This is a genomic window from Plantactinospora sp. BC1 (assembly GCF_003030345.1).
Lineage (GTDB): Bacteria > Actinomycetota > Actinomycetes > Mycobacteriales > Micromonosporaceae > Plantactinospora.
This window is the reverse complement of the sequence record NZ_CP028158.1, coordinates 5,565,192-5,587,514: the sequence shown is the minus strand read 5'-3', so window position 1 is coordinate 5,587,514 and position 22,323 is coordinate 5,565,192. Positions and strand designations below refer to the sequence as shown.

At 72.6% G+C, this 22,323-nt stretch carries 18 protein-coding genes, 7 tRNA genes and 1 pseudogene; 14 read left to right on the top strand and 12 right to left on the bottom strand.

Features of this window, described 5'->3' with window-relative positions; genetic code table 11:
- Positions 1-753: 753 nt before the first annotated feature.
- The 7 genes from C6361_RS24400 to C6361_RS37150 all read left to right on the top strand — a co-directional run bounded on the left by C6361_RS24400 (position 754) and on the right by C6361_RS37150 (position 1,436).
- A tRNA-Lys gene (locus C6361_RS24400) sits at positions 754-827 on the top strand.
- A gap of 76 nt (positions 828-903) precedes the next feature.
- A tRNA-Val gene (locus C6361_RS24395) sits at positions 904-976 on the top strand.
- Between the two features lie 7 nt (positions 977-983).
- Positions 984-1,057 (top strand) — tRNA-Glu (locus tag C6361_RS24390).
- A 25-nt stretch (positions 1,058-1,082) separates the two neighbouring features.
- Positions 1,083-1,155: transfer RNA gene (locus tag C6361_RS24385), tRNA-Val, on the top strand.
- A 20-nt stretch (positions 1,156-1,175) separates the two neighbouring features.
- Positions 1,176-1,249, top strand: a tRNA-His gene (locus C6361_RS24380).
- 3 nt (positions 1,250-1,252) lie between these two features.
- Positions 1,253-1,335 (top strand) — tRNA-Tyr (locus C6361_RS24375).
- 28 nt (positions 1,336-1,363) lie between these two features.
- Positions 1,364-1,436: transfer RNA gene (locus tag C6361_RS37150), tRNA-Cys, on the top strand.
- 262 nt (positions 1,437-1,698) lie between these two features.
- Here the strand turns inward: C6361_RS37150 and C6361_RS38310 are convergent.
- Positions 1,699-1,866 carry an SCO4848 family membrane protein gene (locus tag C6361_RS38310; protein ID WP_234358975.1) on the bottom strand — a complete coding sequence of 56 codons (168 nt, stop codon included), beginning with the start codon at positions 1,864-1,866 and terminating at the stop codon, positions 1,699-1,701.
- A gap of 273 nt (positions 1,867-2,139) precedes the next feature.
- Complete coding sequence (locus C6361_RS24360; protein ID WP_107263470.1) at positions 2,140-2,748, bottom strand: DedA family protein; 609 nt, start codon at positions 2,746-2,748, stop codon at positions 2,140-2,142.
- Between the two features lie 220 nt (positions 2,749-2,968).
- On the opposite strand from C6361_RS24360, the gene C6361_RS24355 reads away from it, so the two are divergent.
- Positions 2,969-3,172: a cold-shock protein gene (locus C6361_RS24355; RefSeq protein ID WP_101367032.1), complete on the top strand. Its 204-nt coding sequence runs from the start codon at positions 2,969-2,971 to the stop codon at positions 3,170-3,172.
- Here C6361_RS24355 and C6361_RS24350 read toward each other — a convergent pair.
- The 5 genes from C6361_RS24350 to C6361_RS24330 are packed head-to-tail and all read right to left on the bottom strand — an operon-like array spanning position 3,153 to position 8,856.
- Positions 3,153-4,463, bottom strand: coding sequence for an MFS transporter (locus C6361_RS24350; RefSeq protein ID WP_107269130.1), 1,311 nt, complete (start codon positions 4,461-4,463; stop codon positions 3,153-3,155). The genes C6361_RS24355 and C6361_RS24350 overlap by 20 nt on opposite strands.
- Before the next feature lie 38 nt (positions 4,464-4,501).
- A complete protein-coding gene (locus C6361_RS24345) occupies positions 4,502-5,074 on the bottom strand; it encodes a helix-turn-helix transcriptional regulator (RefSeq protein ID WP_107263468.1) in 573 nt (190 codons plus the stop codon).
- A gap of 50 nt (positions 5,075-5,124) precedes the next feature.
- On the bottom strand, positions 5,125-7,011 hold the full coding sequence (iolD, locus tag C6361_RS24340) for a 3D-(3,5/4)-trihydroxycyclohexane-1,2-dione acylhydrolase (decyclizing) (RefSeq protein WP_107269129.1): 1,887 nt from the start codon (positions 7,009-7,011) through the stop codon (positions 5,125-5,127).
- 34 nt (positions 7,012-7,045) lie between these two features.
- On the bottom strand, positions 7,046-7,972 hold the full coding sequence (gene iolB / locus C6361_RS24335) for a 5-deoxy-glucuronate isomerase (protein WP_107269128.1): 927 nt from the start codon (positions 7,970-7,972) through the stop codon (positions 7,046-7,048).
- Positions 7,972-8,856 carry a deoxyribose-phosphate aldolase gene (locus C6361_RS24330; RefSeq protein ID WP_107269127.1) on the bottom strand — a complete coding sequence of 295 codons (885 nt, stop codon included), beginning with the start codon at positions 8,854-8,856 and terminating at the stop codon, positions 7,972-7,974. The genes iolB and C6361_RS24330 overlap by 1 nt, the downstream gene beginning before the upstream one ends.
- Positions 8,857-8,930: 74 nt before the next feature.
- Between C6361_RS24330 and C6361_RS24325 the strand changes: the two genes are divergently transcribed.
- Positions 8,931-9,707 carry a GntR family transcriptional regulator gene (locus tag C6361_RS24325; protein ID WP_199853069.1) on the top strand — a complete coding sequence of 259 codons (777 nt, stop codon included), beginning with the start codon at positions 8,931-8,933 and terminating at the stop codon, positions 9,705-9,707.
- Positions 9,708-9,807: 100 nt separating this feature from the next.
- A complete protein-coding gene (locus C6361_RS24320; RefSeq protein WP_199853068.1) occupies positions 9,808-10,863 on the top strand; it encodes an NAD(P)-dependent oxidoreductase in 1,056 nt (351 codons plus the stop codon).
- A gap of 114 nt (positions 10,864-10,977) precedes the next feature.
- On the opposite strand, the gene C6361_RS24315 is transcribed toward C6361_RS24320, so the two are convergent.
- The 3 genes and pseudogenes from C6361_RS24315 to C6361_RS24305 all read right to left on the bottom strand — a co-directional run.
- Positions 10,978-11,850 (bottom strand): N-acetylmuramoyl-L-alanine amidase, encoded by an 873-nt coding sequence (locus C6361_RS24315; RefSeq protein ID WP_107263464.1) that lies wholly within the window; start codon positions 11,848-11,850, stop codon positions 10,978-10,980.
- 150 nt (positions 11,851-12,000) lie between these two features.
- Positions 12,001-12,864, bottom strand: a complete 864-nt coding sequence (locus tag C6361_RS24310; RefSeq protein WP_107269126.1) for a lytic transglycosylase domain-containing protein — start codon at positions 12,862-12,864, stop codon at positions 12,001-12,003.
- Positions 12,865-13,149: 285 nt separating this feature from the next.
- Positions 13,150-14,535: pseudogene (locus C6361_RS24305) on the bottom strand (DedA family protein); the annotation flags it as partial.
- Between the two features lie 134 nt (positions 14,536-14,669).
- Here C6361_RS24305 and typA point away from each other — a divergent pair.
- The 4 genes from typA to C6361_RS24285 all read left to right on the top strand — a co-directional run bounded on the left by typA (position 14,670) and on the right by C6361_RS24285 (position 19,669).
- Positions 14,670-16,538 (top strand): translational GTPase TypA, encoded by a 1,869-nt coding sequence (gene typA / locus C6361_RS24300; RefSeq protein ID WP_107264569.1) that lies wholly within the window; start codon positions 14,670-14,672, stop codon positions 16,536-16,538.
- A gap of 21 nt (positions 16,539-16,559) precedes the next feature.
- Complete coding sequence (locus C6361_RS24295; protein WP_107269124.1) at positions 16,560-17,420, top strand: serine hydrolase; 861 nt, start codon at positions 16,560-16,562, stop codon at positions 17,418-17,420.
- 24 nt (positions 17,421-17,444) lie between these two features.
- Positions 17,445-18,539 (top strand): mandelate racemase/muconate lactonizing enzyme family protein, encoded by a 1,095-nt coding sequence (locus C6361_RS24290; RefSeq protein WP_107263460.1) that lies wholly within the window; start codon positions 17,445-17,447, stop codon positions 18,537-18,539.
- Between the two features lie 191 nt (positions 18,540-18,730).
- Positions 18,731-19,669, top strand: coding sequence for an NlpC/P60 family protein (locus C6361_RS24285; RefSeq protein ID WP_107269123.1), 939 nt, complete (start codon positions 18,731-18,733; stop codon positions 19,667-19,669).
- Between the two features lie 150 nt (positions 19,670-19,819).
- Here the strand turns inward: C6361_RS24285 and C6361_RS24280 are convergent, their stop codons facing one another.
- Both C6361_RS24280 and C6361_RS24275 read right to left on the bottom strand, forming a co-directional pair.
- A complete protein-coding gene (locus C6361_RS24280; protein WP_107263458.1) occupies positions 19,820-20,818 on the bottom strand; it encodes a TerC family protein in 999 nt (332 codons plus the stop codon).
- Positions 20,819-21,113: 295 nt separating this feature from the next.
- Entirely contained in the window at positions 21,114-22,322 is a 1,209-nt protein-coding gene (locus C6361_RS24275) for an AAA family ATPase (protein ID WP_234358974.1), read from the bottom strand.
- Position 22,323 lies beyond the last annotated feature (1 nt).

Sequence of the window (22,323 nt, the reverse complement as noted above, 5' to 3'; positions counted from 1 at the left end):
TTAATGGCAAAGCACGTCGACTGCAGACTGATCGTGGAGCTTAAACGCCGCTGGCGTGCGAACGGGTGGAACTTCAGGGCCCCCGGGGTCGGGCATACCCCGGGGGTCCGCCAAACTCTCGGAAGGCGCCGCCCGGTGGCGGGCGACCGGTCTTGAGGCCACAGTAGATAAGGCCTCATTCAAGACACAACCGGACGACATTGTTTTCCGCGCCCGGAGCCTATCGCCATGAAACGAGTTTCAAAATCGATCTTAGCTGCGCGCGCCTGCGAGGTGTAGCGACCGTTTCTCCGCGTTATCGCCTTGTACTCCTCAACCAACATGCGCGCGCGCTCTACCTTGACTTGACACCGCATGTAGGGAAGGATCTGACGCAGAAGTTCGACGATATTGCCGGCTCCATATAGTCGCCATGACCAGGCTTGTCTATGGTGCTCACGGTACCTTTGCTTGGCGACGAGACCACCCCCGTGAAGGCGCCGCAACTCTTCAAGTATCTCTTGGTCGGTGTTGTCAACGCAAATGACTGGCCTCCTGAAGCGTGAACCATTGCTACCGTTGACGCTCAATGTAATGGTTCCGTCGCCGTCCAAAATGCCGGCAGTCCAGGCGAGTATCCACGTCGGATAGCATGGATACAATCTATCAGATCCAATAGTCCATGGGAGCCTCAAATCACTCGCTGATCAAGGGGTCCACCAATCTCACCGAAGCGCCAAACGGCCCCTAACTTTGGCTGGTCAAGCACAGCCTGCGCCGCTAGCTCAACTGGTCAGAGCAACGCACTCTTAATGCGTGGGTTCAGGGTTCAAGTCCCTGGCGGCGTACTGCTCCGATGGCGCAGTGGTAGCGCGGCGGTCTCACAAGCCGCAGGCTCCGGGTTCGACTCCCGGTCCCGCCCCCGTTCCGGTAGCTCAGTCGGGAGAGCATCGCGTCGACATCGCGAGGGTCGCTGGTTCGAGTCCAGCCCGGAACACTCACACGGCGCCGTGGACGAGTGGCAAGAGTCGCCAGGCTTTCACCCTGGATTTCGCGGGTTCGAATCCCGTCGGCGCTACCTGTCTCCCCGCCCGGGGAGCGACGCCCGGATAGCTCAGTGGTGGCAGCGCCTCGTCCACACCGAGGAGGTCCCTGGTTCGATCCCAGGTCCGGGTACCGGCCGACCGGCCGCGATGGTGACTGTAGCTCAGCCGGAAGAGCGCCGGACTGTGGATCCGGAGGTCGCTGGGTTCGAGTCCCGCCAGTCACCCATGCGGGTGCGCCGACGCTGGAGAGTCGGGCCTGTCTGTAGAACAGGTGCTTCGCGCTGAGGGGGTTCGAGTCCTCCCGCCCGCACGTCGTGCCCGATCCTCGGGCACAGCCCGGCCTCGTTTCGTCCCCGGTGGGGCGCCCCGCCTGCAAAGCGGGTGCTGCGGGTTCGACTCCCGACGAGGTCTCGATGCCGTCCACTGTGGATTCCATGGGCGCGGGCGTTGGCTGCTCGGCCGCCACTCATGATGGCGGTGTGCCCGGTTCGACACCGGGGCCCATGACTCGCCGGCCGGCGGTGGTGGTGACGGGGGTACGCCGGCCGGCGCCGAACCACGCCGCGCGCAGCTCAGGAACGAGGCGGGCTCGCGGATCGCGGAGGCCGCCCGGCCCGCCAGCCGCGTACGCCGAGGATGCCGACCGTGCTGCCGATCGCCAGGGACGCCCCGATCAGCAGCGCGTGCACCAGAGGAAACCGGTCGGGCTGCCCTGCCCGATCTCCCCGGTCGACCAGGCTCGGGCGTCGTTCCAGATCGCGACGGCGAACCGGGGCCAGATCACCCAGGTCCACACACCGACCAGGATCAGGAAACCGGCCCAGCGCCGCGACAACACCATGGCAGCCCAGTATGCCAGTCACACCATGGCAGCCCAGTATGCCGGTCGGGCAGCGACCCGCCCCGCCCGGCGACATCGCCCGGCACCGGCGGCCGGTCACCCCCTGACCGGCCGCCGGTCCGCAGCGGCTGCGCGACCACGTCCCCCGACCGGCCGTTGCCCCGACCCGTCCCGGCACCCCGTGACCGCGTACCGCGTCCCCCCGGGTGGCACCGGCCGGCGGCCCCAGCCGGCCGACGCCACCCATCACCCCCCGACCACCGACAGCCGCCGTCAGCCCTGGACCGTCGCGGCGAGCCGGCGGCGTACGCCCAGCAGGACGAGGCCGCCGAAGACCATCCCGAAGCCCACCGTGCCGAGCAGCGCGAACGACTCGCCGGGCAGCAGCCCGCCGACCGACCGGGCCAGGATCCCGAGCACCATGTAGAGCCCGGCCCAGAGCACCGCGCCGACGGCCGCGAAACCCAGGAACCTCCGGTACGACATCCGCAGCCCGCCCGCGGCGAGCGGCAGCAGCGCGTTCAGCACCGGCAGGAACGGCGCGACCATCACCATCCGGCCCCCGCCACTGCCGAGGATCCGCTCGGCGGCCGACCAGCGCGCCTCCCCGATCCACGCCCCGGTACGGCTGCGCCGCAGCCGGGCACCGAACCGTCGACCGGCGAAGAAGGTCAGCGACCAGCCGCCGAGGCAGCCGCCGATCACCGCCAGGAACGCCCCCAGACTCGCCGGCCGGCCGACCCCCACCGCGGCCAGTACCGCGACGTCGCCCGGTACGAGTACGCCGAGCAGCGGAATCGCGTCCAGCATCATGACACCGCCGAGCACCGCCAGAAAGACTCCCGACGGCAGTTCCCCCACCTGAACCAGCCAGTCCGCCACGTCAGGAACGTTACGGGCGGAACGCCACCTGGACATCCGGGTCGAGCCCTGGTAAGCGGCGTGGGCAACCCTGACTCCGCCTAGGGGTGACTCCGCCGTCCGGCGTAGGCCGGAGGTTTGTACGACTCCCGACTTCCGCCCGCACCGGCGACCCGGGGAGGCTACTGTCGGTGGCGTACGAGGCACGCCACGCACCGGGCGCGCCGCAAAGGAGACACCCATGGCAAGCGGAACCGTCAAGTGGTTCAACTCGGAAAAGGGCTTCGGCTTCATCGAGCAGGACGGCGGGGGGCCGGACGTCTTCGTCCACTACTCCGCGATCGCGACGTCCGGCTACCGCGAGCTCAACGAGGGGCAGAAGGTCGAGTTCGACGTCACCCAGGGCGACAAGGGCCCGCAGGCGGCTAACGTTCAGCCGCGCTGAGCAGTTCGCGACGCACTGACCGGGCCGGCGCGGGGAGTTCCGCGTCGGGCTCCGGCGGTTCGGCGTCGTGCTCCGGTTCGGGCAGGTCGCGGCGCTTGCGCAGCGGGCCGACCAGCAGGATCAGCCCGCTCAGCGCCAGCCCGGTGGTGATCACCCACATCGCCGGGCGGAGCCCGAGTGCCGTACCGAGGGCACCGCCGAGTACGGCACCGAGCGGGATGGTGCCGAGGTTGACCACCTGCATGGTCACGCTGACCCGGCCGAGCAGCCGGTGTGGCACGTACGCCTGGCGGAAGCCGGCCTTGACCACGTTGCCGGCGACCACTCCGGCGCCGATCACCACTCCGGCGAGCACCGGCAGGGCGAGCCGGGCACCGGGTGCGGTCATCGGGATCAGCAGTCCGAAGGGTTCGGCGCCGAGGGCGCAGAGCAGCAGCGCGCGGGCACTGCCGAGTCGCCGGGAGAGCGTGGTGGCGATCGCGGCGCCGATGACCCCGCCGAGGCTCATCACGGCGACCAGGCCGCCGACGGCACCCGGGCCGAGCCCGACCTCGCGGACCAGGAAGACGACCAGGATCGCCTGGTAGCCGATCAGGCCGAGGTTGCTGACCCCACCCCAGACGGTGAGTACCCGCAGGTAGGGATCGCGGGCGGTGAAGCGTACCCCCTCGGCGATCTGCCGGCCGAGACCCGCCGCCGGATCGGCGGCCCGGCGTGGCTCCCTGCTGCGGATCGACAGCAGGCAGGCGGCCGAGCAGAGGAAGCCGAGCACGTCCGCCAGCAGCGCGGTGGCCGCGCCGACCAGGCTGGCCAGCAGGCCGGCGGCGCCCGGACCGGCCACCTGGGCGACCGCCTCGGTGCCCTGGAGCTTCGCGTTCCCCTCGGCCAGGTCGGCCCGGTCGAGCAGGGTGGGCAGGTAGACCTGGTACGCGGTCTTGAAGAAGACGCTCACCGTGCCGCCGGCCAGCGCGACGGCCAGCAGGTGCCCGATGCTGAGTGCCCCGAGCCAGCCGGCGACCGGCACGCTGGCGAAGAGCAGCGCGGCGACCAGGTCGCAGGTCACCATCACCGGCCGGCAGCGCAGCCGGTCCACCAGGGCGCCGGCCGGCAGCCCGACCAGCAGCCAGGGCAGCCACGCGGCGGCGGTCAGCAGCGCCACCTGGAAGGTGCTGGCGTCGAGGGTGGCGACCGCGACCAGCGGCAGCGCCACGCTGGTGACGCTGGCGCCGAAGGTGCTGCCGGCCTGGCCGATCCAGAGCAGCCGGAAGTCCCGATGCCGGAGCAGGCTCATCTCTTCTCCTCGTCTCGCTCGCTCGCCCGCCGGCCGGTTCAGGGCTGGGCCGGGATGCCGTAGGCGAAGAAGAAGACCGGCTCGCGGCGCTGCCCGTCCTCGGGCAGCTCGCGGTCGCCCCACCGGGCGAGCAGGGCGAGCAGTTCGGCCTCGAACTCGGCCAGTTCGGCCGGGGTGAACCGCAGCCAGCGGTCGGTGGAGAAGGGCGCCTCACCCCAGGCGGCCCGCTCGTCGGGACCGGTGGCGTGCCAGTCCCGGACCAGCCCGACCTGGCGGTCGAGGTTGAGTGAGACGGCGGCCTGCTGCACCGCCTCCCGGGACGGGTCGTCGGCGAAGTCGGCGCTGGACCAGCGCAGCCCGGCCGAGACCAGCCGCCACCACCGCTCCCGGCGGTCCCGGGCCAGTTCGGGGGCCTCCTGGACCAGGTCGGCGGCGGCGAGCACCTTCAGGTGGTGGCTGACGTTCGCCACCGCCTGGCCGGTGCGCTCGGCCAGCGCGCTGACGGTGGCCGGGCCGTAGACCTTGAGCACGTCCATCAGCCGGCGGCGCAGTGGGTGGGACATCGCGGCCAGCACCCGGGAGTCGGTGACCTGGCGGACCTCTCTCTTCATGTGCCTACGCTGACACAGGCAAGAGCAATTGCGCAAGAGCTATTGCACAACTACGGTTGCAAATAGTTGCGCCGGGCGGCTCTGCCCCGCTCGTACGCCACCCGCGCCTCGACCGCGCTCTCCAGCGCCGACACCTCGGCCACCGGCACGTCCCACCAGGCACCGCCGGCCGGCCCCGGCGCCAGCGGATCGGTCTCGACGTGCACCACCGCGGTACGCCCGGACTCCCGCGCCCTGCCCAGCGCCACCCGCAACTCGTCGACACCCCGGGCCCGGAACACCTCGGCACCCAGGCTCGCCGCGTTCGCGGCCAGATCCACCGGCAACACCGGCCCGGCCAGCCGCCCGCTCTCCGGGTCGCGGTAGCGGTGGGAGGTGCCGAACCGCTGCCCGCCGACCGACTCCGAGAGCGCGCCGATCGAGGCGTACCCGTGGTTCTGCACCAGGACCACGACCAGCTTGATCCCCTCGGCTACCGAGGTCACCAGCTCCTGGGCCATCATCAGGTAGGAGCCGTCCCCCACCAGGACGAAGACCTCCCGGTCCGGCGCGGCCAGCTTCACCCCGAGACCGCCGGCGATCTCGTAGCCCATGCAGGAGTAGCCGTACTCCACGTGGTAGCCGAGCGGGTCGCGTACCCGCCAGAGCCGGTGCAGCTCCCCGGGCAGCGAGCCGGCCGCGCAGACCAGCACGTCCCGGGGGCCGACCACCTCGTCGAGTACCCCCAGCACCTCGGTCTGGGCCGGCAGCGGCGTGTGCCGACGCGCGTAGACCGCCCGGACCGTCGCCGCCCAGCCGGCGGCGAGCCGCTCGGCCCGCCGCCGGTGCCCGGCCGGGGCGGACCAGCCGGCAAGCGCCCCGGTCAGCGCCTCCAGCCCGGCCCGGGCGTCGGCCCGCACCGGCACCGCCGAGAGCTTCGCCGCGTCGAAGGCGGCCACGTTCAGGTTGACGAACCGCACCCCCGGATCGGCGAAGAGCGTCCGGGAGGCGGTGGTGAAGTCGGTGTACCGGGTGCCGACCCCGAGCACCACGTCGGCGTCGGCGGCCAACTCGTTGGCGGCGTGCCCGCCGGTCACCCCCAGCGCGCCGACCGCCAGCGGATGGTCCGACGGCAGCGCACCCTTGCCGGCCTGGGTCACCGCCACCGGCACGCCGGTCACCTCGGCGAACTCGCGCAGCGCGGCGGTCGCCTCGGCGTAGAGCACGCCGCCGCCGGCCACCAGCAGCGGGCGGCGGGCCGTCCGCAGCAGCTCCGCCGCCCGGGCCAGCGCCGCCGGCTCCGGCACCGGCCGGGGTACGTGCCAGGTCCGCTCGGCGAAGAGTTCGACCGGCCAGTCGTACGCCTCGGCCTGCACGTCCTGCGGCAGCGCCAGGGTCACCGCCCCGGTCTCGGCCGGATCGGTGAGCACCCGCACCGCACCGAGCAGGGCCCCGGGCAACTGCTCCGGCCGGTGGATCCGGTCGAAGAACCGGGAGACCGGCCGGAAGCAGTCGTTGACCGAGACGTCGGGCGCGCGCGGATCCTCCAGCTCCTGGAGCACCGGCGTCGCCACCCGGGTGGCGAACGCGTCGCCGGGCAGCAGCAGTACCGGCAGCCGGTTGATGGTGGCCAGCGCCGCCCCGGTGACCATGTTGGTGGCACCCGGGCCGATCGAACTGGTGCAGGCCCAGGTGCTCAGCCGGTTGCGCATCCGGGCGTAGCCGACCGCGGCGTGCACCATCGCCTGCTCGTTGCGGGCCGGCAGGTAGCGCAGCCCGGGGGCACCGGCGATCTCGTGCTCGGCAAGTGCCTGACCGAGCCCGGCGACGTTGCCGTGCCCGAAGATGCCGAAACAGCCGGCGAAGAGCCGGTGCCGTACGCCGTCGCGTTCGGTCCACTGCGCGGCGAGGAACCGGAGCAGCGCCTGCCCGACGGTGAGTCTGGTCGTCGTCGTCATCGGAGCCTCCGGTCGGTGGGTGCGCCGCCGGCGGTCAGCGCAGGTCGGCAGGGGGCGGCCGGAGGTCGCGGCCGAACGGGAGCCTCGGGTCGACCGGCTGGCCGGCCCAGGAGGCGCGCACCCAGGCGTGCGCCGGATCGTCGGTGATCAACCAGGCCGGTTCCTCGGCCGGCCCGGCCATCGCGTTCAGGTAGTAGAGCGGGTGGCCCGGTGCGGCGATCGACGGGCCGTGCCAGCCGTACGGGACCAGGACCGTGTCGCCGGAGCGGACCTCGGCCAGTACCTCGATCGGCCGGGCCGCGGTGCCGTAGACCCGCTGGTAGCCGTGGCCGGGGGTACCGGTCGGGCCGGCGCCGACCTCGAAGTAGTAGATCTCCTCCAGCACCGCCTCCGCCCCGGCCCGCTCCTCGTCGTGCTTGTGCGGTGGGTACGACGACCAGTTGCCGTCCGGGGTCAGCACCTCGCAGGCGATCAACCGGTCGGTCCGGAAGGTCTCCGGGGTGGCGAAGTTGTGCACCTGCCGGCTGCACGTGCCGGCGCCGCGCAGTTCGACCCGTACCCCGCCGGCCGGTGCATAGCGGGCCGGGAACCGGCGCCGGGCCCGGGCCGACGGCAGCGCGTACCGGCCGCCGCCGGGGCTGGACAGCTCGGCCCGGGTCCCGGGCGGCAGGTAGCCGAAGTCGGTGGTCCCGGCGAAGACGCCGGGGCGGCCGACCAGCTCCATCGTCCGGTCCACATCGGACGCGTCGGCGCAGCGCAGCACCGCCGAGCCGGCCAGCGGCAGCACGATCACCTCGTCCGGCCCGGTGTCGAAGCCGATCCGCCCGCCGGGCGGCAGCGCGACCACCCGCAGCCCGGTGTAGGCCCAGCCGGCCCGCTCCGGGTCCAGCGACACCGACCACGGGCCGGCGGCGGCGCTCCCGGCCGGCCAGTGCCGACGACCCGACCCCGGACCGGACATCAGGATCCCGTCCCGTGCACCAGCGCGGCGGCCCGGTCGACCGCGCCGGCCACGTCGTCGTCGGGCGGGAAGAGCAGGCTCCGGCCGACCACCAGGCCGCGTACGCCGGGCAGGGCCAGCGCCTCGGCCCAGGCCGCGAAGGTCCGCGCCGGGTCGCCGGCCGGATCCCCGCCGAGCAGCAGCGTCGGCAGCGTCGTCGCGGTCATCACCCGGGCCATCCCGGTGACCACCGGCAGCTTCAGCCAGGTGTACGCCGAGGTCGGGGCGAGGCCGGAGGCGATCGCCACCGACCGGACTACCGCCTCGACGTCGAGGTCGTTGCGCAGCCGCCCACCCGTCCGGCTGGCCAGGAAGGGCTCGACCAGCGCCATCAGCCGGTAGCGGGCCAACTCCCCCACCGCCCGGCCGCAGGCCGCCAGCGTTCCGGCGGTGGCCGGATCGGCCAGGTCCACCCGGCAGAGCATCTTGCCGCCGTCGAAACCCATCTCGGCGATCGTCGGCGCGTCGTAGGCGGTGAACCGGTCGTCGGCCTCGAAGACCGCGCCGTGCAGCCCGCCCCGGTTCATCGAACCGACCACCACCCTGTCGTCCAGGCAGTCGAGCAGCAGCAGGTCCTCCAGGATGTCCGGGGTGCCGAGCACGCCGTCGACGCCGGGCCGGGCGAGGGCGGTGCAGAGCCGGTCGAGCAGCCGGTAGCGGTCGGCCATCACCCCGGTCGCCTGCCCGACCCCGAGCACGCCCCGGGCCGGGTGGTCGGCGGCGATCAGCAGCAGCCGGCCGGTCTCGCCCAGCAGGGGGCGACGTCGCCGCCGGGCCGCCGCCGCCCGGATCGCCTCCGGCTGGCGGGCACGGACCTCCCGGAGTTGGTCGTACCGGTCGGACATCTCTCCACCTTCCCCGCCGAAGTCGACCTTTGTCAATACATAGTGACAACCTCACCTCAGCACGATGCCGTACGATGACGGTCGTGGTCCTCGCCGGTGAGCGCGGTGCGAAGGTCTCCCTGGACGGTGTCGTCATCGACCGGGACAGCCCGATGCCGCTCTATTTCCAGATCGCCCAGCAACTGGAGCAGGCGATCACCGCCGGCACGCTGCCACCGGGCGGCCGGCTCGACAACGAGATCGAACTCGCCGACCAGCTCGCGGTCAGCCGGCCGACCCTGCGCAAGGCGATCGAGACCCTGGTCCGGCAGGGGCTGCTGGTCCGCCGACGCGGCCTCGGCACGGTGGTGATGGCCCGGCCGGTGCGCCGGCCACTCGCCCTGACCAGCCTCTTCGACGACCTCGCCAGCGCCGGCCGCCGCCCCTCGACCGAGGTGCTCCGGCTCGACCGGGTGCCGGCCGGCCCCGACGAGGCGGCGGCGCTCGACGTGCCCGAGGGCGCCGAGGTGATCGCCGTGGAACGGCTCCGCTCGGCCGACGGCCAACCGCTCGCGGTGATGCGCAACTACCTGCCGCCGGCACTGGTCAGCGTGGATCGGGCCGGGCTCGGCGAGCACGGCCTCTACCAGTTGCTCCGCCGCCAGGGCGTGACACTGCAACTGGCCAACCAGCAGGTGTCGGCCCGGCCCGCGCTGGCCGGCGAGGCCCGGCTGCTCGGGGTTGCCCGGGGCAGCACCGTGCTGACCATCCGGCGCACCACCTACGACTCCGCCGGCCGCGCCGTCGAGTACGGCGCGCACGCCTATCTGGCGGCCCGCTATTCGGTGGAGATGACCCTGGTCACCCGCTGACCCGACCCGCCCCGGCCGGTTGGCCAAGATCGACGGGCGGCAGGTTCGGCTGACAGCGGAAGCGCTCGCAACCTCGGCGACGCGGATCTAGCGTGACGGTATGGAGAAGCTCGCCCTGGTCGTCGGTGCCACCGGGCAGGTCGGTCGGGCCGCGGTCCGGGCCCTGGTCGCCGACGGCTGGCACGTCCGGGCCGCCGCCCGGGGCCTGCGGGCCGGTGCGCCCTGGCCCCTGGACTGGAACGTCGAACTGGTCCCGCTGGACCGCGAGGACGACGCCGGGCTGGCCGCCGCGGTCGGTGACGGCTGCGACGTGCTGGTCGACACCGTCGCGTACGACGCCCGGCACGCCCGCCAACTGCTCCGGCTCGCCGACCGGATCGGCTCGGCCGTCGTCGTCTCCACCGCCGGGGTCTACCTGGACGACGCGGGCCGGGGGTTCGGCACCGAGGGAGTCCGGTTCCCGGTGCCGATCGCCGAGACCCAGCCGACCGTCGCACCCCTGGACCCGGACGCGACGGCGAGCGCGCAGACCTACGCGGCCGGGAAGGCGGCGATGGAGCGTGAACTGCTCGCCGCCGGAGCGGTCCTGCCGACCACCCTGCTGCGGGCCGGTGCGATCCACGGGCCGCACACCGTGCACCCGCGCGAGTGGCACTTCGTCAAGCGCGCCCTGGACAACCGGCCGGTACGGGTGCTGGCGTACGCCGGGGAGAGCCGCTTCCACCCGATCTGCACCGCCAACCTCGCCGAGCTGATCCGGCTCTCCGCCGCCGAGCCCGGAGCCCGGGTGCTCAACGCCGGTGACCCGGAGCCGCCGACCGTACGCGAGATCGGCGCCGCCGTGCACGCGGTGCTGGACCACGACGCGGAGGACGTGCTGATCGAGGGTCCGTCGCCGGCACCACCGGTCGGTGAGACGCCGTGGTCGACGCCGTACCCGGTGGTGCTGGACATGAGTGTGGCGGAACGTCAGCTCGGCTACCGGCCGGTGACCAGCTACCTCGACTCGCTGCCGGCGACCGTACGGTGGCTGGTGGACGCGGCGCACGGCCGGGACTGGCGGACCGTCTTCCCGGATCTCGCGCAGAACTACCGGACCGACTACTTCGACTACCTCGCCGAGGACGCCTGGCTGCGCCGCCGCACGCCCGGCTGACCGGACGCCGGGCCACCCGGCCGAGGGCGTGACCCGGCTGGCGGGGCCGTGACCGGCACCACCCTGCCGAGGGCGTGACCCGGCTGGCGGGGCCGCGACGGCGCGGCGGGACGCTCAGGGCGCGGCGAGTTTGGCGGCCAGCTCCGCGATCCGGTCGCCGAACGCCGCGCGCAGCGCGGTCGCCGCGTCGTCGAGGTCCTTCGAGCCGAGCCCACTGAGCACGCCGTCGATGATCTCCTGCTCGTTGACCCAGTCCTTGCCGAGCATGGTCATCTGGTTCGCCTTGACCTCGGTCAGCATCCCCTCGATGTTGTAGAAGTGCTGCCGGATGTCGGTACGGCCGCTGCCGTCCGGCTTCTGCGCACCCTGCCAGAGGATGTAGTTGACGTCCTTGGCGTACTTGAGCAGCTGTTCCTGCTCCTGATCGGACAGTGCGGGCATGATGTTCTCCCCTCCGGACGATGCCGCCGCGACGTCGCGCCGGAACTGGTTCATGTTGAAGCTCGGGTCCGTCTTGACGCTCGGGTGTCCGTAGCCGGCCGGCTGGTGCTCCTTGTGGCCGGCGATCCCCCAACCGGTACGGTCCCGCAGCGCCCGGACACCCCGCACATAGGACTCGTACTGCCGCTCGGTCCACGGCTCGCCGAGGGCGTGCTGCGCCTCGATCCCGACCAGGCCGGAGTTGCCGACCCCCTTGAACGGCCCGGCCCAACCGACCCGGACGTGGTTGCACCGGCCGGAGGCGATCACGTGCCAGTGCCCGGTGCGGGAGAGGTAGAGCTGGGCGATCGGTGGCGGCGCCGTCGCGGAGCCGTTGAGCAGGACGTGGATCTCACCGGCGTCGGTGGAGCGGAGCGAGCCGCGGGTCTCGTGGCACATGATCCCGTGTGGATCGAAGGACGTGGACCCTCGACTTCGCCAGCCGCCGACCTCGTGCACGGTGAGACCGGCGGACCGGAGCACGTCGGCTAGCCAGAGCAGTCGCATCGGTCGTTCCTCCTGACTCGGAGGCAGGTGTTCACTACTGACCGTATCCGCGACATCGACCGGAGTCCAGTCGTCCAAGCTGCCAATATGACCAAAAGCAGTGGTCAACCCATCCGAGGTCGGGTGGGGACGGTCAGCCGACCCGCGAAATCAGAAGGCCAGGCATTCACACTCCGTCATCAGCGCCCGGACGTTGCGGACGTACTGCGGATTGGGGATCTTCAACCCGTCGTCGGTCACCACCGCCCCCGGACCGAAGTTGTACGCCGAGATCACCGCGTTCAGCAGGCAGGAGTCGAGTGCGGTGGTGCAGTCGTCGGCGGAGACCCCGTAGTCGCTCTCGAAGAAGGCGTCACCGATGTACTTGATCAGCCAGGCGAGGTAGTTCGCGCCGAGCGTGGCGTTGTCCCGGTAGGCGTCGATGTCGTACGACTGGTCGAAGCGCTGGTTGACGAAGGCGGCGGTGTCCGGCATGACCTGCATCAGCCCCACCCCGCCGTCGCAGGCGATGATGTTCGACTGCCAGCCGCTCTCCTGCCAGGCGGTCGCCTTGACCAGGTCGACCGGCACCCGGATGCCCGGCGCCGAGTTCGGCCAGTAGGTCCGGCCGGCCGCCTCGGTCAGCGCCTGCTTGACCTGGGCCCGGCTGGCCTGGCTGCCCTCGTAGCGCGGCTTGGTGCAGCCGGTCTCCGGCTTCGGTGGCGGCGGCGGCAGCTTCGTCTCGGTCGGCGGCTTCGGGACCTTGCGCGGCCCCGGCTTCTTGCTGGCGGTGCGGCGGGGGGTCGCCGACGGGGTCGGCCGGGCGCCGAGCCCCACCACGGCGGGCGGCTCCGGGTCGGTCGTCGACTCGCCGGCCGCGCTCGGCTCCGCGGCGGCGGTCGGGTCGGCCTGCGCCGCGACCGTGGTCGTGCCGCCGTCGCCGCCCTGCTCGCCGTTGGCGCAGCCGACCACGGTGCCCAGCGCCAGGACCAGCGCCCCCGACACCAGGCCGGTGCTGCGTAGCCACTGCGTCATGCGAGTCCCCCGAATCTCCCGGCGCACCATAACAGGCACACCGGCGGCTCAGGGGGCCTCGACCGTCCGGCCGGCCTGGGCGGCTCCGGCGGCCGGCGTACCGCCCCGTTCCGTCGGCGACCGGGCCGCACTCCCGGCCGCCAGTGCCTCGTCCACCGGGGGCTGAGCCTCGCCGGCCGAGGGCCGGGCCTCGTCCGGCGAGGGCAGGGGCTCGTCCGGCGAGGGCAGGGTCTCGTCCGGCGAGGGCAGGGGCTCGTCCGGCGAGGGCAGGGGCTCGTCCGGCGAGGGCTCGGGCCGGTTCGGGGTCGACGGCCCGGTCGAGGTCCGGCCGGCGCGTACCAGCCGGTCCCGGGTCGCCCAGGCGACCATGAAGACCGCCGTCCAGAGCACCCCGAGCAGCATCGAGGTGACGGTCTCGCTCGCCGAACTCCAGCCGACGTAGAGCCGGGCGGCGCCGATGGTCACCACCCCGACCGCCGCCACCGTCCAGGCCGCCACCGCCATCGGCCAGCGGCTCTGCCGGGCCAGCAACCAGGCCAGCGTGCAGAGGCTGGCCGCGACCACCGCGTTCTGGGCCGGCAGCAGCCGCACCGGCGCCCCGCTGGTCGGCCCGGTGACGTCGGTCACCAGGACCAGCACCAGCAGCGGTACGAAGGCACCGACCGTACCGAGCACGCTGAGCAGGTCGGCCCGCCACGGCCGGGTACGCCAGCCGACCACCGCGGCGACCAGCGCCACCACCAGGATCAGCACCGGCCCGCGCAGCGCGCCGATCGCCCCGTGCGCCAGCTCGGCCACCCCGTCGGTACGCCGGGACGCGAACCACTCCGCGATCGCGCTGTCGACCACCGACAGCCCGCTCTGGGTGATCACCAGGTCGAGCAGCCAGGCCAGGGCGAGCCCGGAGACGAAGAGCAGCGCCAGCCCGGCGACCAGGTTCGCCAGCAGCGTCCAGCCCGGCCCGATGTGCATCGACAGCAGGAAGAAGAGCACCCCGTACCGCCGGGCGAGCCAGCGCAGCGGCGGCCGGGCGACGGCCCGGGACAGCAGCGACCGGACCGGATCGGGATTCCGGCCGAGCCAGCGGCCGACCAGGACGATCGCCACGATGAAGACGATCAGCAGTAGTACCGCCCCGGTCGCCTTGCCGAGATAGTGGGAGACCGTCTCGTAGGACTCCCCGGCCAGATAGCCGGCCAGCACCGAGCCGCCGACCCAGGTCACCACCCCGGCGAGGTTCCACGGCGCGAACCGCCGGTACGGCATCCCGGCGCTGCCGGCCAGCCGGGGCACCAGGGTCCGGGCGAACGCCACCCAGCGGGCCGCGAACACCCCGCGCCCGCCCAGCCGGACCAGCATCGCGTCGGCCTTCGCCCAGCGTTGCTCGCCGACCCGGCTCCCCCACCGGCCGGCCCGCATCCGGGGTCCGTGCCGCCGGCCGCTGCGGAACGCCAGCGCGTCGCCGAGCACCGCTGCGACAATCATCACCACCAGCGCGGGCCCGAGCCGCAGCATCCCGGTGTAGGCGAGGAAGCCGACCGCCAGCAGGGTCGCCTCGGCCGGCATCACCAGCCCGATGATCACCGCCGTCTCGGTGGCCACCAGCAGCGCTGCGGCCAGATAGACAAGCACCGGCGGCAACTCCCGCACCACCGTCAACACATCCTGCACGGCGACCCCCCGAACACCCCGGCCAGCATGCCAGCCGCGTGGTGTGATGGCACAGCGATTCCCGCCGAGAGCGGGGTTACCTCAGGGGGAACCCGGACGCCGGCCCGGATCGCGCAGGCGGGAGGATGGAGAGCATGCAGACCCGCGGGGACCTTCGTAATGTCGCAATCATCGCCCACGTCGACCACGGCAAGACCACCCTGGTCGACGCCATGCTGCGGCAGTCCGGCGCGTTCTCGGCCCGGGCCGAGCCGGCCGACCGGGTGATGGACTCCATGGACCTGGAGCGGGAGAAGGGCATCACCATCCTGGCCAAGAACACCGCCGTGCGCTACCTGCCGGCGGACGGTTCGGACCCGGTCACCATCAACATCATCGACACTCCCGGGCACGCCGACTTCGGCGGCGAGGTGGAACGCGGGCTGACCATGGTCGACGGCGTGCTGCTGCTGGTGGACGCCAGCGAGGGCCCGCTGCCGCAGACCCGGTTCGTGCTCCGCAAGGCGCTCCAGGCCCGGATGCCGATCATCCTCGTGATCAACAAGGTGGACCGGCCGGACGCCCGGATCAAGGAGGTGGTCGATGACACGTACGAACTCTTCCTGGACCTGGACGCGGACGCCGAGCAGATCGACTTCCCGATCATCTACGCCTGCGCCCGGGACGGCATCGCCTCGCTGACCCAGCCCGCCGACGGCACCGTGCCGAGCGACAGCAGCTCGCTGGAGCCGCTCTTCCGCAGCCTGCTGGAGACCATCCCGCCGCCCGCCTACGACGAGAACGCGCCGTTGCAGGCGCACGTCACCAACCTGGACGCCTCGCCGTTCCTCGGCCGGCTGGCGCTGTGCCGGGTCCGCCAGGGCACCATCACCAAGGGTGAGACCGTGGCCTGGTGCCGCACCAACGGCACCGTCGAGCGGGTCCGGGTCTCCGAACTGCTGATCACCGAGGGGCTGGAGCGCAAGTCGGCCACCTCGGCCGGGCCGGGCGACATCATCGCGGTCGCCGGCATCCCCGAGATCATGATCGGCGAGACCCTGGCCGACCTGGAGGACCCCCGGCCGCTGCCACTGATCACCGTCGACGAGCCGGCGATCTCGATGACCATCGGCACCAACACCTCGCCGCTGGTCGGCCGGGTCAAGGGCGCCAAGGTCACCGCCCGGATGGTCAAGGACCGGCTGGACCGGGAACTGATCGGCAACGTCTCGCTCCGGGTGATCCCCACCGACCGGCCGGACGCCTGGGAGGTGCAGGGCCGCGGCGAGCTGGCGCTGGCCATCCTGGTCGAGCAGATGCGCCGCGAGTCGTACGAGCTGACCGTCGGCAAGCCGCAGGTGGTGACCCGGGAGATCGACGGCAAGATCTGCGAGCCGGTCGAGCGGCTCACCATCGACGCCCCGGAGGAATACCTCGGCGCCATCACCCAGCTGCTGGCCACCCGGAAGGGCCGGATGGAGCAGCTCGTCAACCACGGCACCGGCTGGATCCGGATGGAGTGGCTGGTACCGGCCCGGGGGCTGATCGGCTTCCGCACCGAGTTCCTCACCGACACCCGGGGCACCGGCATCCTGCACCACGTCTTCGAGTCGTACGAGCCGTGGTTCGGGGAGCTGCGCACCAGGAACACCGGCTCGCTGGTCGCCGACCGCTCCGGGGTGGCGACCGCGTTCGCGATGCTCAACCTCCAGGAGCGCGGCACCCTCTTCGTCGAGCCCTCCACCGAGGTCTACGAGGGGATGCTGGTCGGCGAGAACTCCCGCTCCGACGACATGGACGTCAACATCACCAAGGAGAAGAAGCTCACCAACATGCGCTCCTCGACCAGCGAGGAGACCGAGAAGCTGATCCCGCCGCGCAAGCTCTCCCTGGAGCAGGCCCTGGAGTTCTGCCGCGAGGACGAGTGCGTCGAGGTGACCCCGGTGGCGATCCGGCTCCGCAAGGTGGTGCTGGACGCCCCGTCCCGGGCCCGCGCCGCCGCCCGGCGCAAGCACGCCAACTGAGTCCGGTCGTACCTCACTCCGATGCCCTGGGACACGCTCGACGGTGAGCTGGCGGCGCTGCCCGGCACCGTCTCGGTCTACGCGGGTCGGCTCGGCCGCCGGCCCGCGTACACCCGGCTGCCGGACACCCCGCACTACGCGGCCAGCACCATGAAGGTGGCGGTGCTGGCCGCCCTGTACCGGGCCGCCGAGGCCGGCGAGGTGGAGTTGGACGCGCCGGTGCCGGTGGTCAACGAGTTCGACTCGGCCCGGCCGGGCGCGGGCCGGTTCTGCTGCGCGCCGGACTACGACAACGACGAGGCGGTCTGGGCCCGGGTCGGCGGCACCGCCCCGCTGCGCTGGCTCGCCGAACGGATGATCGTCCGCTCCAGCAACCTCGCCACCAACCTGGTGCTCGGGCACGTCGGGCTGCCCGCCGTCGCGCAGGTCTGGGCCGACAGCGGCGCCCGGCATAGCCACACCCGGCGGGGCATCGAGGACTTCGCCGCCCGGGACGCCGGGCTCGACAACCAGGTCACCGCGGCCGACCTGGCCCGGCTGCTCGGCGGGATCGCCCGGTCCCGGCTGGCCTCCCCCGGCGCCTGCGCCGCGATGCTGGACGTGCTGCTCGCCCAGGAGCGCGGTGAGGACCTGGCCGCCGGGCTGCCGCCGGGCACCCGGATCGCACACAAGAACGGCTGGGTACGCGGCGTCCGGCACGGCGCCGGAGTGGTCTTCCCGGACGACGCGCCCCCGTACGCCGTGGTGGTCTGCACCAGCGCGCCGCCGGACGGTGCCGGTGGGCCGCCCGGCGAGGACCGGGACGCGCGGGCCCGCCGTCTCGTCGCCCGGGTCTCCGCCCTGGTCTGGGCCGCCCGACACCGTCTGGGGACCGTCGGCTGAGCCGACCCTCGATATGGTGCCTGCATGTCGATCGCCTCGGTACGCACCCACCGGCTCTCCGCTCCGCTGCACACGCCGTTCGTGACCGCACTGCGTCGTACCTCCACAGTAGAGACCCTCGTGGTGGAGGTGGTCGACGCCGACGGGCGGTCCGGGTTCGGCGAGGCACCGCAGGTGTGGCGGGTGACCGGGGCGTCGATCGGCGGCGCGCGGGCCTGCGTCGAGGAGGTGCTCGCCCCACTGCTCACCCGACGGAACCCGGACGACCTGGTGGCGCTCTGCGCGGAGGTGCGCCGGGCGGTGGTCGGCAACGAGGCGGCGAAGGCGGCGGTGGACGTCGCACTGCACGACCTGGCGGCCCGGCGGCTCGGCGTACCGCTGGTACGGCTGCTCGGCGGTACGTCCCGGCGGGTCGGCACCGACGTCACCCTGTCGGCCGGGGACGCGGTCGAGTTGGCCGGGGCGGCGAAGCAGCGGGTGGCCGACGGTTTCGACGTACTCAAGGTGAAGGTCGGCACCGACGCCTCGGGTGACCTGGCCCGGGTCCGGGCGGTACGCGCCGCCGCCGGTCCGCAGACCCGGATCCGGCTCGACGCCAACCAGGGCTGGACGCCCCGGGAGGCGGTCCGGGTGATCCGCAGTGTCGAGGACGCCGGCCTGGACGTGGAGTTGGTGGAGCAGCCGGTGCACGCCCGGGACGTCGCCGGGTTGGCCTGGGTGGCCGAGCGGGTGGACGTGCCGATCCTGGCCGACGAGTCGGTCTACGGGCTGCGCGACCTGGTCGAGGTGATCCAGCGGCGGGCCGCCGACATGGTGAACGTGAAGCTGGCCAAGTGTGGCGGGCTGGGGCCGGCCCGCGCGCTGCTGGAGTTGGCCGCCGAGCACGGCCTCGGCACGCTGGTCGGCTCGATGATGGAGAGTCAGATCGGGATCGGCGCGGCCGCCAGCCTGGTCGCCGCGTACGGCACCAGCGCCGTCTCCGACCTGGACGCCGCCTGGTGGCTGGCCTGGTCGCCGGTGCAGGGCGGCATCCGGTACGAGAATGCCGCCGTGCTGCTGCCCGACGCACCCGGCCTCGGCATCGCCGGCCTGCACCGGACGCCCCCGCCGACGTCCTGACCCGGGCAGACCGTCCGCCACCCGTCAGAGCCCGCCACCCGTCAGAGCCCGCCACCCGCCAGAATCCGCCGCCCGTCACATCGACGGCCGTCACCTGCCGCCTGTGAAGGCAACATTCAGTGGCTTGTTGCAGTACGGCGGTAAGTTTCATATGGTCGGGCGGAGAGCGGGCGAGGACGGGTGGTACTGACATGGTGCTGCGCTCGGGGCACGAGGCCGTTGTCCGGGTCGCCGTCGCCACCCTGTGGGCGCGTCCGGAGGCGGTCCGCCCGGTGGACGCACCGGCGTTGTCCCGCCGGACCGACATCGCCGGCTGGATCTCCGGGATGACCGCCGACCAGCGGGTCGGCGAGTGCGTGCTCAGTCAGCTCCTGCTCGGCGAGCGGGTACTGGTCGAACAGGTCCGCCCGGACGGCTGGGTCCGGGTCGTCGCCGTGGAACAGCCGGCGGCCAGGCTCGACCCGAGGGGATATCCGGGCTGGCTACCGGGCGAGCAGCTCGTCGAGGCCGCCGATCCGGCGCCGGCACCGACGGACCTGGTCGTCGCGGCGACCGTCACCCGGCTGCACGACGCCCCGTCCGGCGCGGTGCTGCTGCCCGGGGTCATCCTGGGCACCCGGCTGGCCAGCGCGGGACCGCCCCGGGGCGGCTGGCGGCCGGTGCGGGTCCCCGACCACGGGCAGCCGCTCTGGGCTCCCGACACCCATCTCGCCCCGGCACCGAGCCGGCTGCCCAGCGCGACCGAGGTGCTCACGGTGGCCAGTCGGCTGCGTAACGTGGTCTATCTCTGGGGCGGCGTCTCGGCGTACGGCATCGACTGCTCCGGCCTGGTGCACCTGGCCTGGCGGCGCTTCGGCGTACGCCTGCCGAGAGACGCCGACGACCAGGCGGCGGCGACGGTCCCGGTGCCGCTCGGCGCGGAACGCCCCGGCGACCTCTACTTCTTCGCCCGTCCCGGCCGGCCCGTGCACCACATCGGCATCGTCACGGCCCGTCCCGGACCGGACGGCGACCGGCGGATGCTGCACGCCTGCTACACCAAGCGCCGGGTCCTGGAGGAACCGATGCCCGCCGACCGGGTCGCGACGCTGGTCGGCGCGCACCGGGTCACCGAACCCTTTCCCGGCTGAACCGACGGGGCCTCGACCCCGCTCCCCTCGCGGGCCGGGTGGCCCGCGAGGGGAGGTGAGAAGGTTCACTCCCGACCCGCCGCGTCGGCGGTCGCCCGAGGCGACCTGGGCGCGGCGGTCGTGTCAGCCGACCGGGACTCGGCCGTCGCGTCAGGCGACCGGGACCTTGTCGGTCGACCGGCGGTCCCGACTCGACTTGATCAGGCTGGCCACGGTCGCGATCGCCAGGGTGCCCAGGATGACGGTGAGCGAGAGCCAGATCGGGATGTGCGGCGCCCAGCTGATCGGCTCGCCGCCGTTGAGGAACCCGAGGTTGTTGCCGGCCAGCGCCTCCAGCACCAGCTTGACCCCGATGAAGCCGAGCACCACGGCGAGCCCGATGTTGAGGTAGACCAGCCGGTCGAGCAGCCCGCCGAGCAGGAAGTAGAGCTGCCGCAGCCCCATCAGCGCGAAGACGTTGGCGGTGAAGACCAGGTACGGCTCCTGGGTGATCCCGAAGATCGCCGGGATGGAGTCGAGCGCGAAGACCAGGTCGGTGGTGCCGATCGCGATCAGCACGATCAGCATCGGGGTGAAGAGCCGGCGGCCGTTCTCCTGCACCGTGAGCCGGGTGCCGGAGAAGTCCCGGGAGATCGGCAGGGCGCGCCGACTCCAGCGGATCAGCAGGTTCTCCTTGAAGTCGTCCTCGGTCGGCTCACCCTGGCGGAAGAAGTTGATCGCCGTGTAGATGAGGAACGCGCCGAAGATGTAGAAGACCCAGGAGAACTGGTTGATCAGGGCCGCACCGGCCGCGATGAAGCCGCCGCGCATCACCAGCGCCAGCACGATGCCGATCAGCAGCACCTTCTGCTGGTACTGCCGGGGCACGCCGAATCTGGACATGATGATCACGAAGACGAAGAGGTTGTCCACCGAGAGGCTGTATTCGGTCAGCCAACCGGTGTAGAACTCCCCGGCTACGGTGAAGTTGGTGGTCAGGGCCAGACCGACCCCGAAGACGATCGCGAGGCCGACGTAGAGGGCGACCCAGAGGCCGGACTCCTTCAGGCTCGGCTCGTGGGGTCGTCGGCCGATGATCACGAGATCGAGTAGCAGGATCGCCGTCAGCACGACCAGCGAGACGACCCACACCCAGGCGGACACGTTCAAAGCACTCCTCCGGCAGGCACGCGGCACCGCCGTCAGCACGCGGATGACGCGCGTCAGGCGGTGTAGACGGTGGTGACTGTCGGAGGTCTCTTCCGCCGTCGCCACGCGGAGACGCCGTGGCGACAACCTACGGTGCCGGGTCTTCGTACCGGTCTGCCGGCCGATGACCGTGTTGACGACACCGTCGCGAAGGAATACTCCCCTCCTACAGCGCCATTGTTCACCATTCCCCGCCGGTTGCGCATCTCCCCCTGTCCGGGCGACTCTGGTCACCACCGCTGACCATCCTAGGAACCTAGGTGCTATCCCGGGGCCAGACCGGGTCGGCCAGGGACCAACCGGCCGCGAGGATCGCGTCGCAGGCCAGGATCGCGGCGCGCAGCCGGTCCCGGAGCGGACCGGTGAGTTCGATCACGGGTACCCCGGACTCGGCCAGGACGGCACGAAACCGCTCGGTCATCCAGCCCCGCAGGTGTGCCCCGTCCCGCAGTCCGTCGTCGGCGAACGGCACCCCTCGGTGGTCGGTCAGCAGATAGAGATCGGGTCGGCGGGCGGCGGCCCGGACCCGGGGCGAGGTAGAACCGAGATACCGCTCCTCCCAGACGGCGGTGGCCCGGGCGTCGGTGTCGCAGAAGAGCAGCGGCCCACTCCGCCGGGCGGCGGCGTCCTCGGCCGCCTGCTGCTCCCGGACCACCGTCTCGAAGTCCGCCCGGTCCCACTCGACGTCGAAGATCGTCGCAGCCGGGTCGGTACGCCGCAGCCGGCCGAGCTTCGCCTCGGTGAGTTCCCGGCCGTACTCGGGCACCCAGCGGGTGCGGTAGTGCCGGGCCAGCGCCTCGGCCACCGTGGTGGTACCGGTCGACTCGGCGCCCACCACCACGATCCGACGGACGAACCAGGCCCGGACCGGTGGGCTGAGCATCGCCCAGTGCCGCACCGGATCGGCCCGGACCGCCGTGCCGGAGACCGGAAGGGCGGTCCGGGCCGGATCGACGGGTACGTCCACCGCGTCGAACCGGCGGGCCAGCTCCGCTCCGTACGCCTCGGAGGAGAAGACGGCGTCGACCCGGTCCGGTCCGACCGCCGCCCGGAAGACCGCACAGTGCGCCTCCCAGGCCGCCGGATCGGCGTAGTCGACCGGATGGTCGTCGTACCGGCCGACGAACCGGACGTGCCGGTCGGCGGCGTGCACCTCGCGCAACCACTCCAGCCGCAGCTCCAGCGGGATCGACTCCCGCCGGGACGGCGCCACCACCACCGTGACGGCGGCGCACCGGCGGGCCGCCTCGGCGATCAGCGCGTGGTGCCCGGCGTGCGGCGGATAGAACTTCCCCACCACCAGCCCGTGCCCGAACTCCGGCCGGCCGGCTGCCGCCACCACCGGGTGGGCCGCCTCCGCACCCCGGCCGGGCCGCCCGGCGGGAAAGCTTCCGGTGTTCCGTGCGGTCGGCGGAGCCGCCCGGCCGGGCCGTGGTGCGGCGGCGGGGCCGCCCGGGTCGCGCACG

Coding starts and splice junctions, on each gene's coding strand:
- iolB (WP_107269128.1), bottom strand. CDS start 7,972: ATGTCCGGTCCGGGGTCGGGTCGTCGGCACTGGCCGGCCGGGAGCGCC.
- C6361_RS24315 (WP_107263464.1), bottom strand. CDS start 11,850: ATGCGACTGCTCTGGCTAGCCGACGTGCTCCGGTCCGCCGGTCTCACC.
- C6361_RS24355 (WP_101367032.1), top strand. CDS start 2,969: ATGGCAAGCGGAACCGTCAAGTGGTTCAACTCGGAAAAGGGCTTCGGC.
- iolD (WP_107269129.1), bottom strand. CDS start 7,011: ATGACGACGACGACCAGACTCACCGTCGGGCAGGCGCTGCTCCGGTTC.
- C6361_RS24325 (WP_199853069.1), top strand. CDS start 8,931: ATGACGGTCGTGGTCCTCGCCGGTGAGCGCGGTGCGAAGGTCTCCCTG.
- C6361_RS24350 (WP_107269130.1), bottom strand. CDS start 4,463: ATGAGCCTGCTCCGGCATCGGGACTTCCGGCTGCTCTGGATCGGCCAG.
- C6361_RS24285 (WP_107269123.1), top strand. CDS start 18,731: ATGGTGCTGCGCTCGGGGCACGAGGCCGTTGTCCGGGTCGCCGTCGCC.
- typA (WP_107264569.1), top strand. CDS start 14,670: ATGCAGACCCGCGGGGACCTTCGTAATGTCGCAATCATCGCCCACGTC.
- C6361_RS24310 (WP_107269126.1), bottom strand. CDS start 12,864: ATGACGCAGTGGCTACGCAGCACCGGCCTGGTGTCGGGGGCGCTGGTC.
- C6361_RS24290 (WP_107263460.1), top strand. CDS start 17,445: ATGTCGATCGCCTCGGTACGCACCCACCGGCTCTCCGCTCCGCTGCAC.
- C6361_RS24345 (WP_107263468.1), bottom strand. CDS start 5,074: ATGAAGAGAGAGGTCCGCCAGGTCACCGACTCCCGGGTGCTGGCCGCG.
- C6361_RS24295 (WP_107269124.1), top strand. CDS start 16,560: ATGCCCTGGGACACGCTCGACGGTGAGCTGGCGGCGCTGCCCGGCACC.
- C6361_RS24320 (WP_199853068.1), top strand. CDS start 9,808: ATGGAGAAGCTCGCCCTGGTCGTCGGTGCCACCGGGCAGGTCGGTCGG.
- C6361_RS38310 (WP_234358975.1), bottom strand. CDS start 1,866: ATGGTGTTGTCGCGGCGCTGGGCCGGTTTCCTGATCCTGGTCGGTGTG.
- C6361_RS24330 (WP_107269127.1), bottom strand. CDS start 8,856: ATGTCCGACCGGTACGACCAACTCCGGGAGGTCCGTGCCCGCCAGCCG.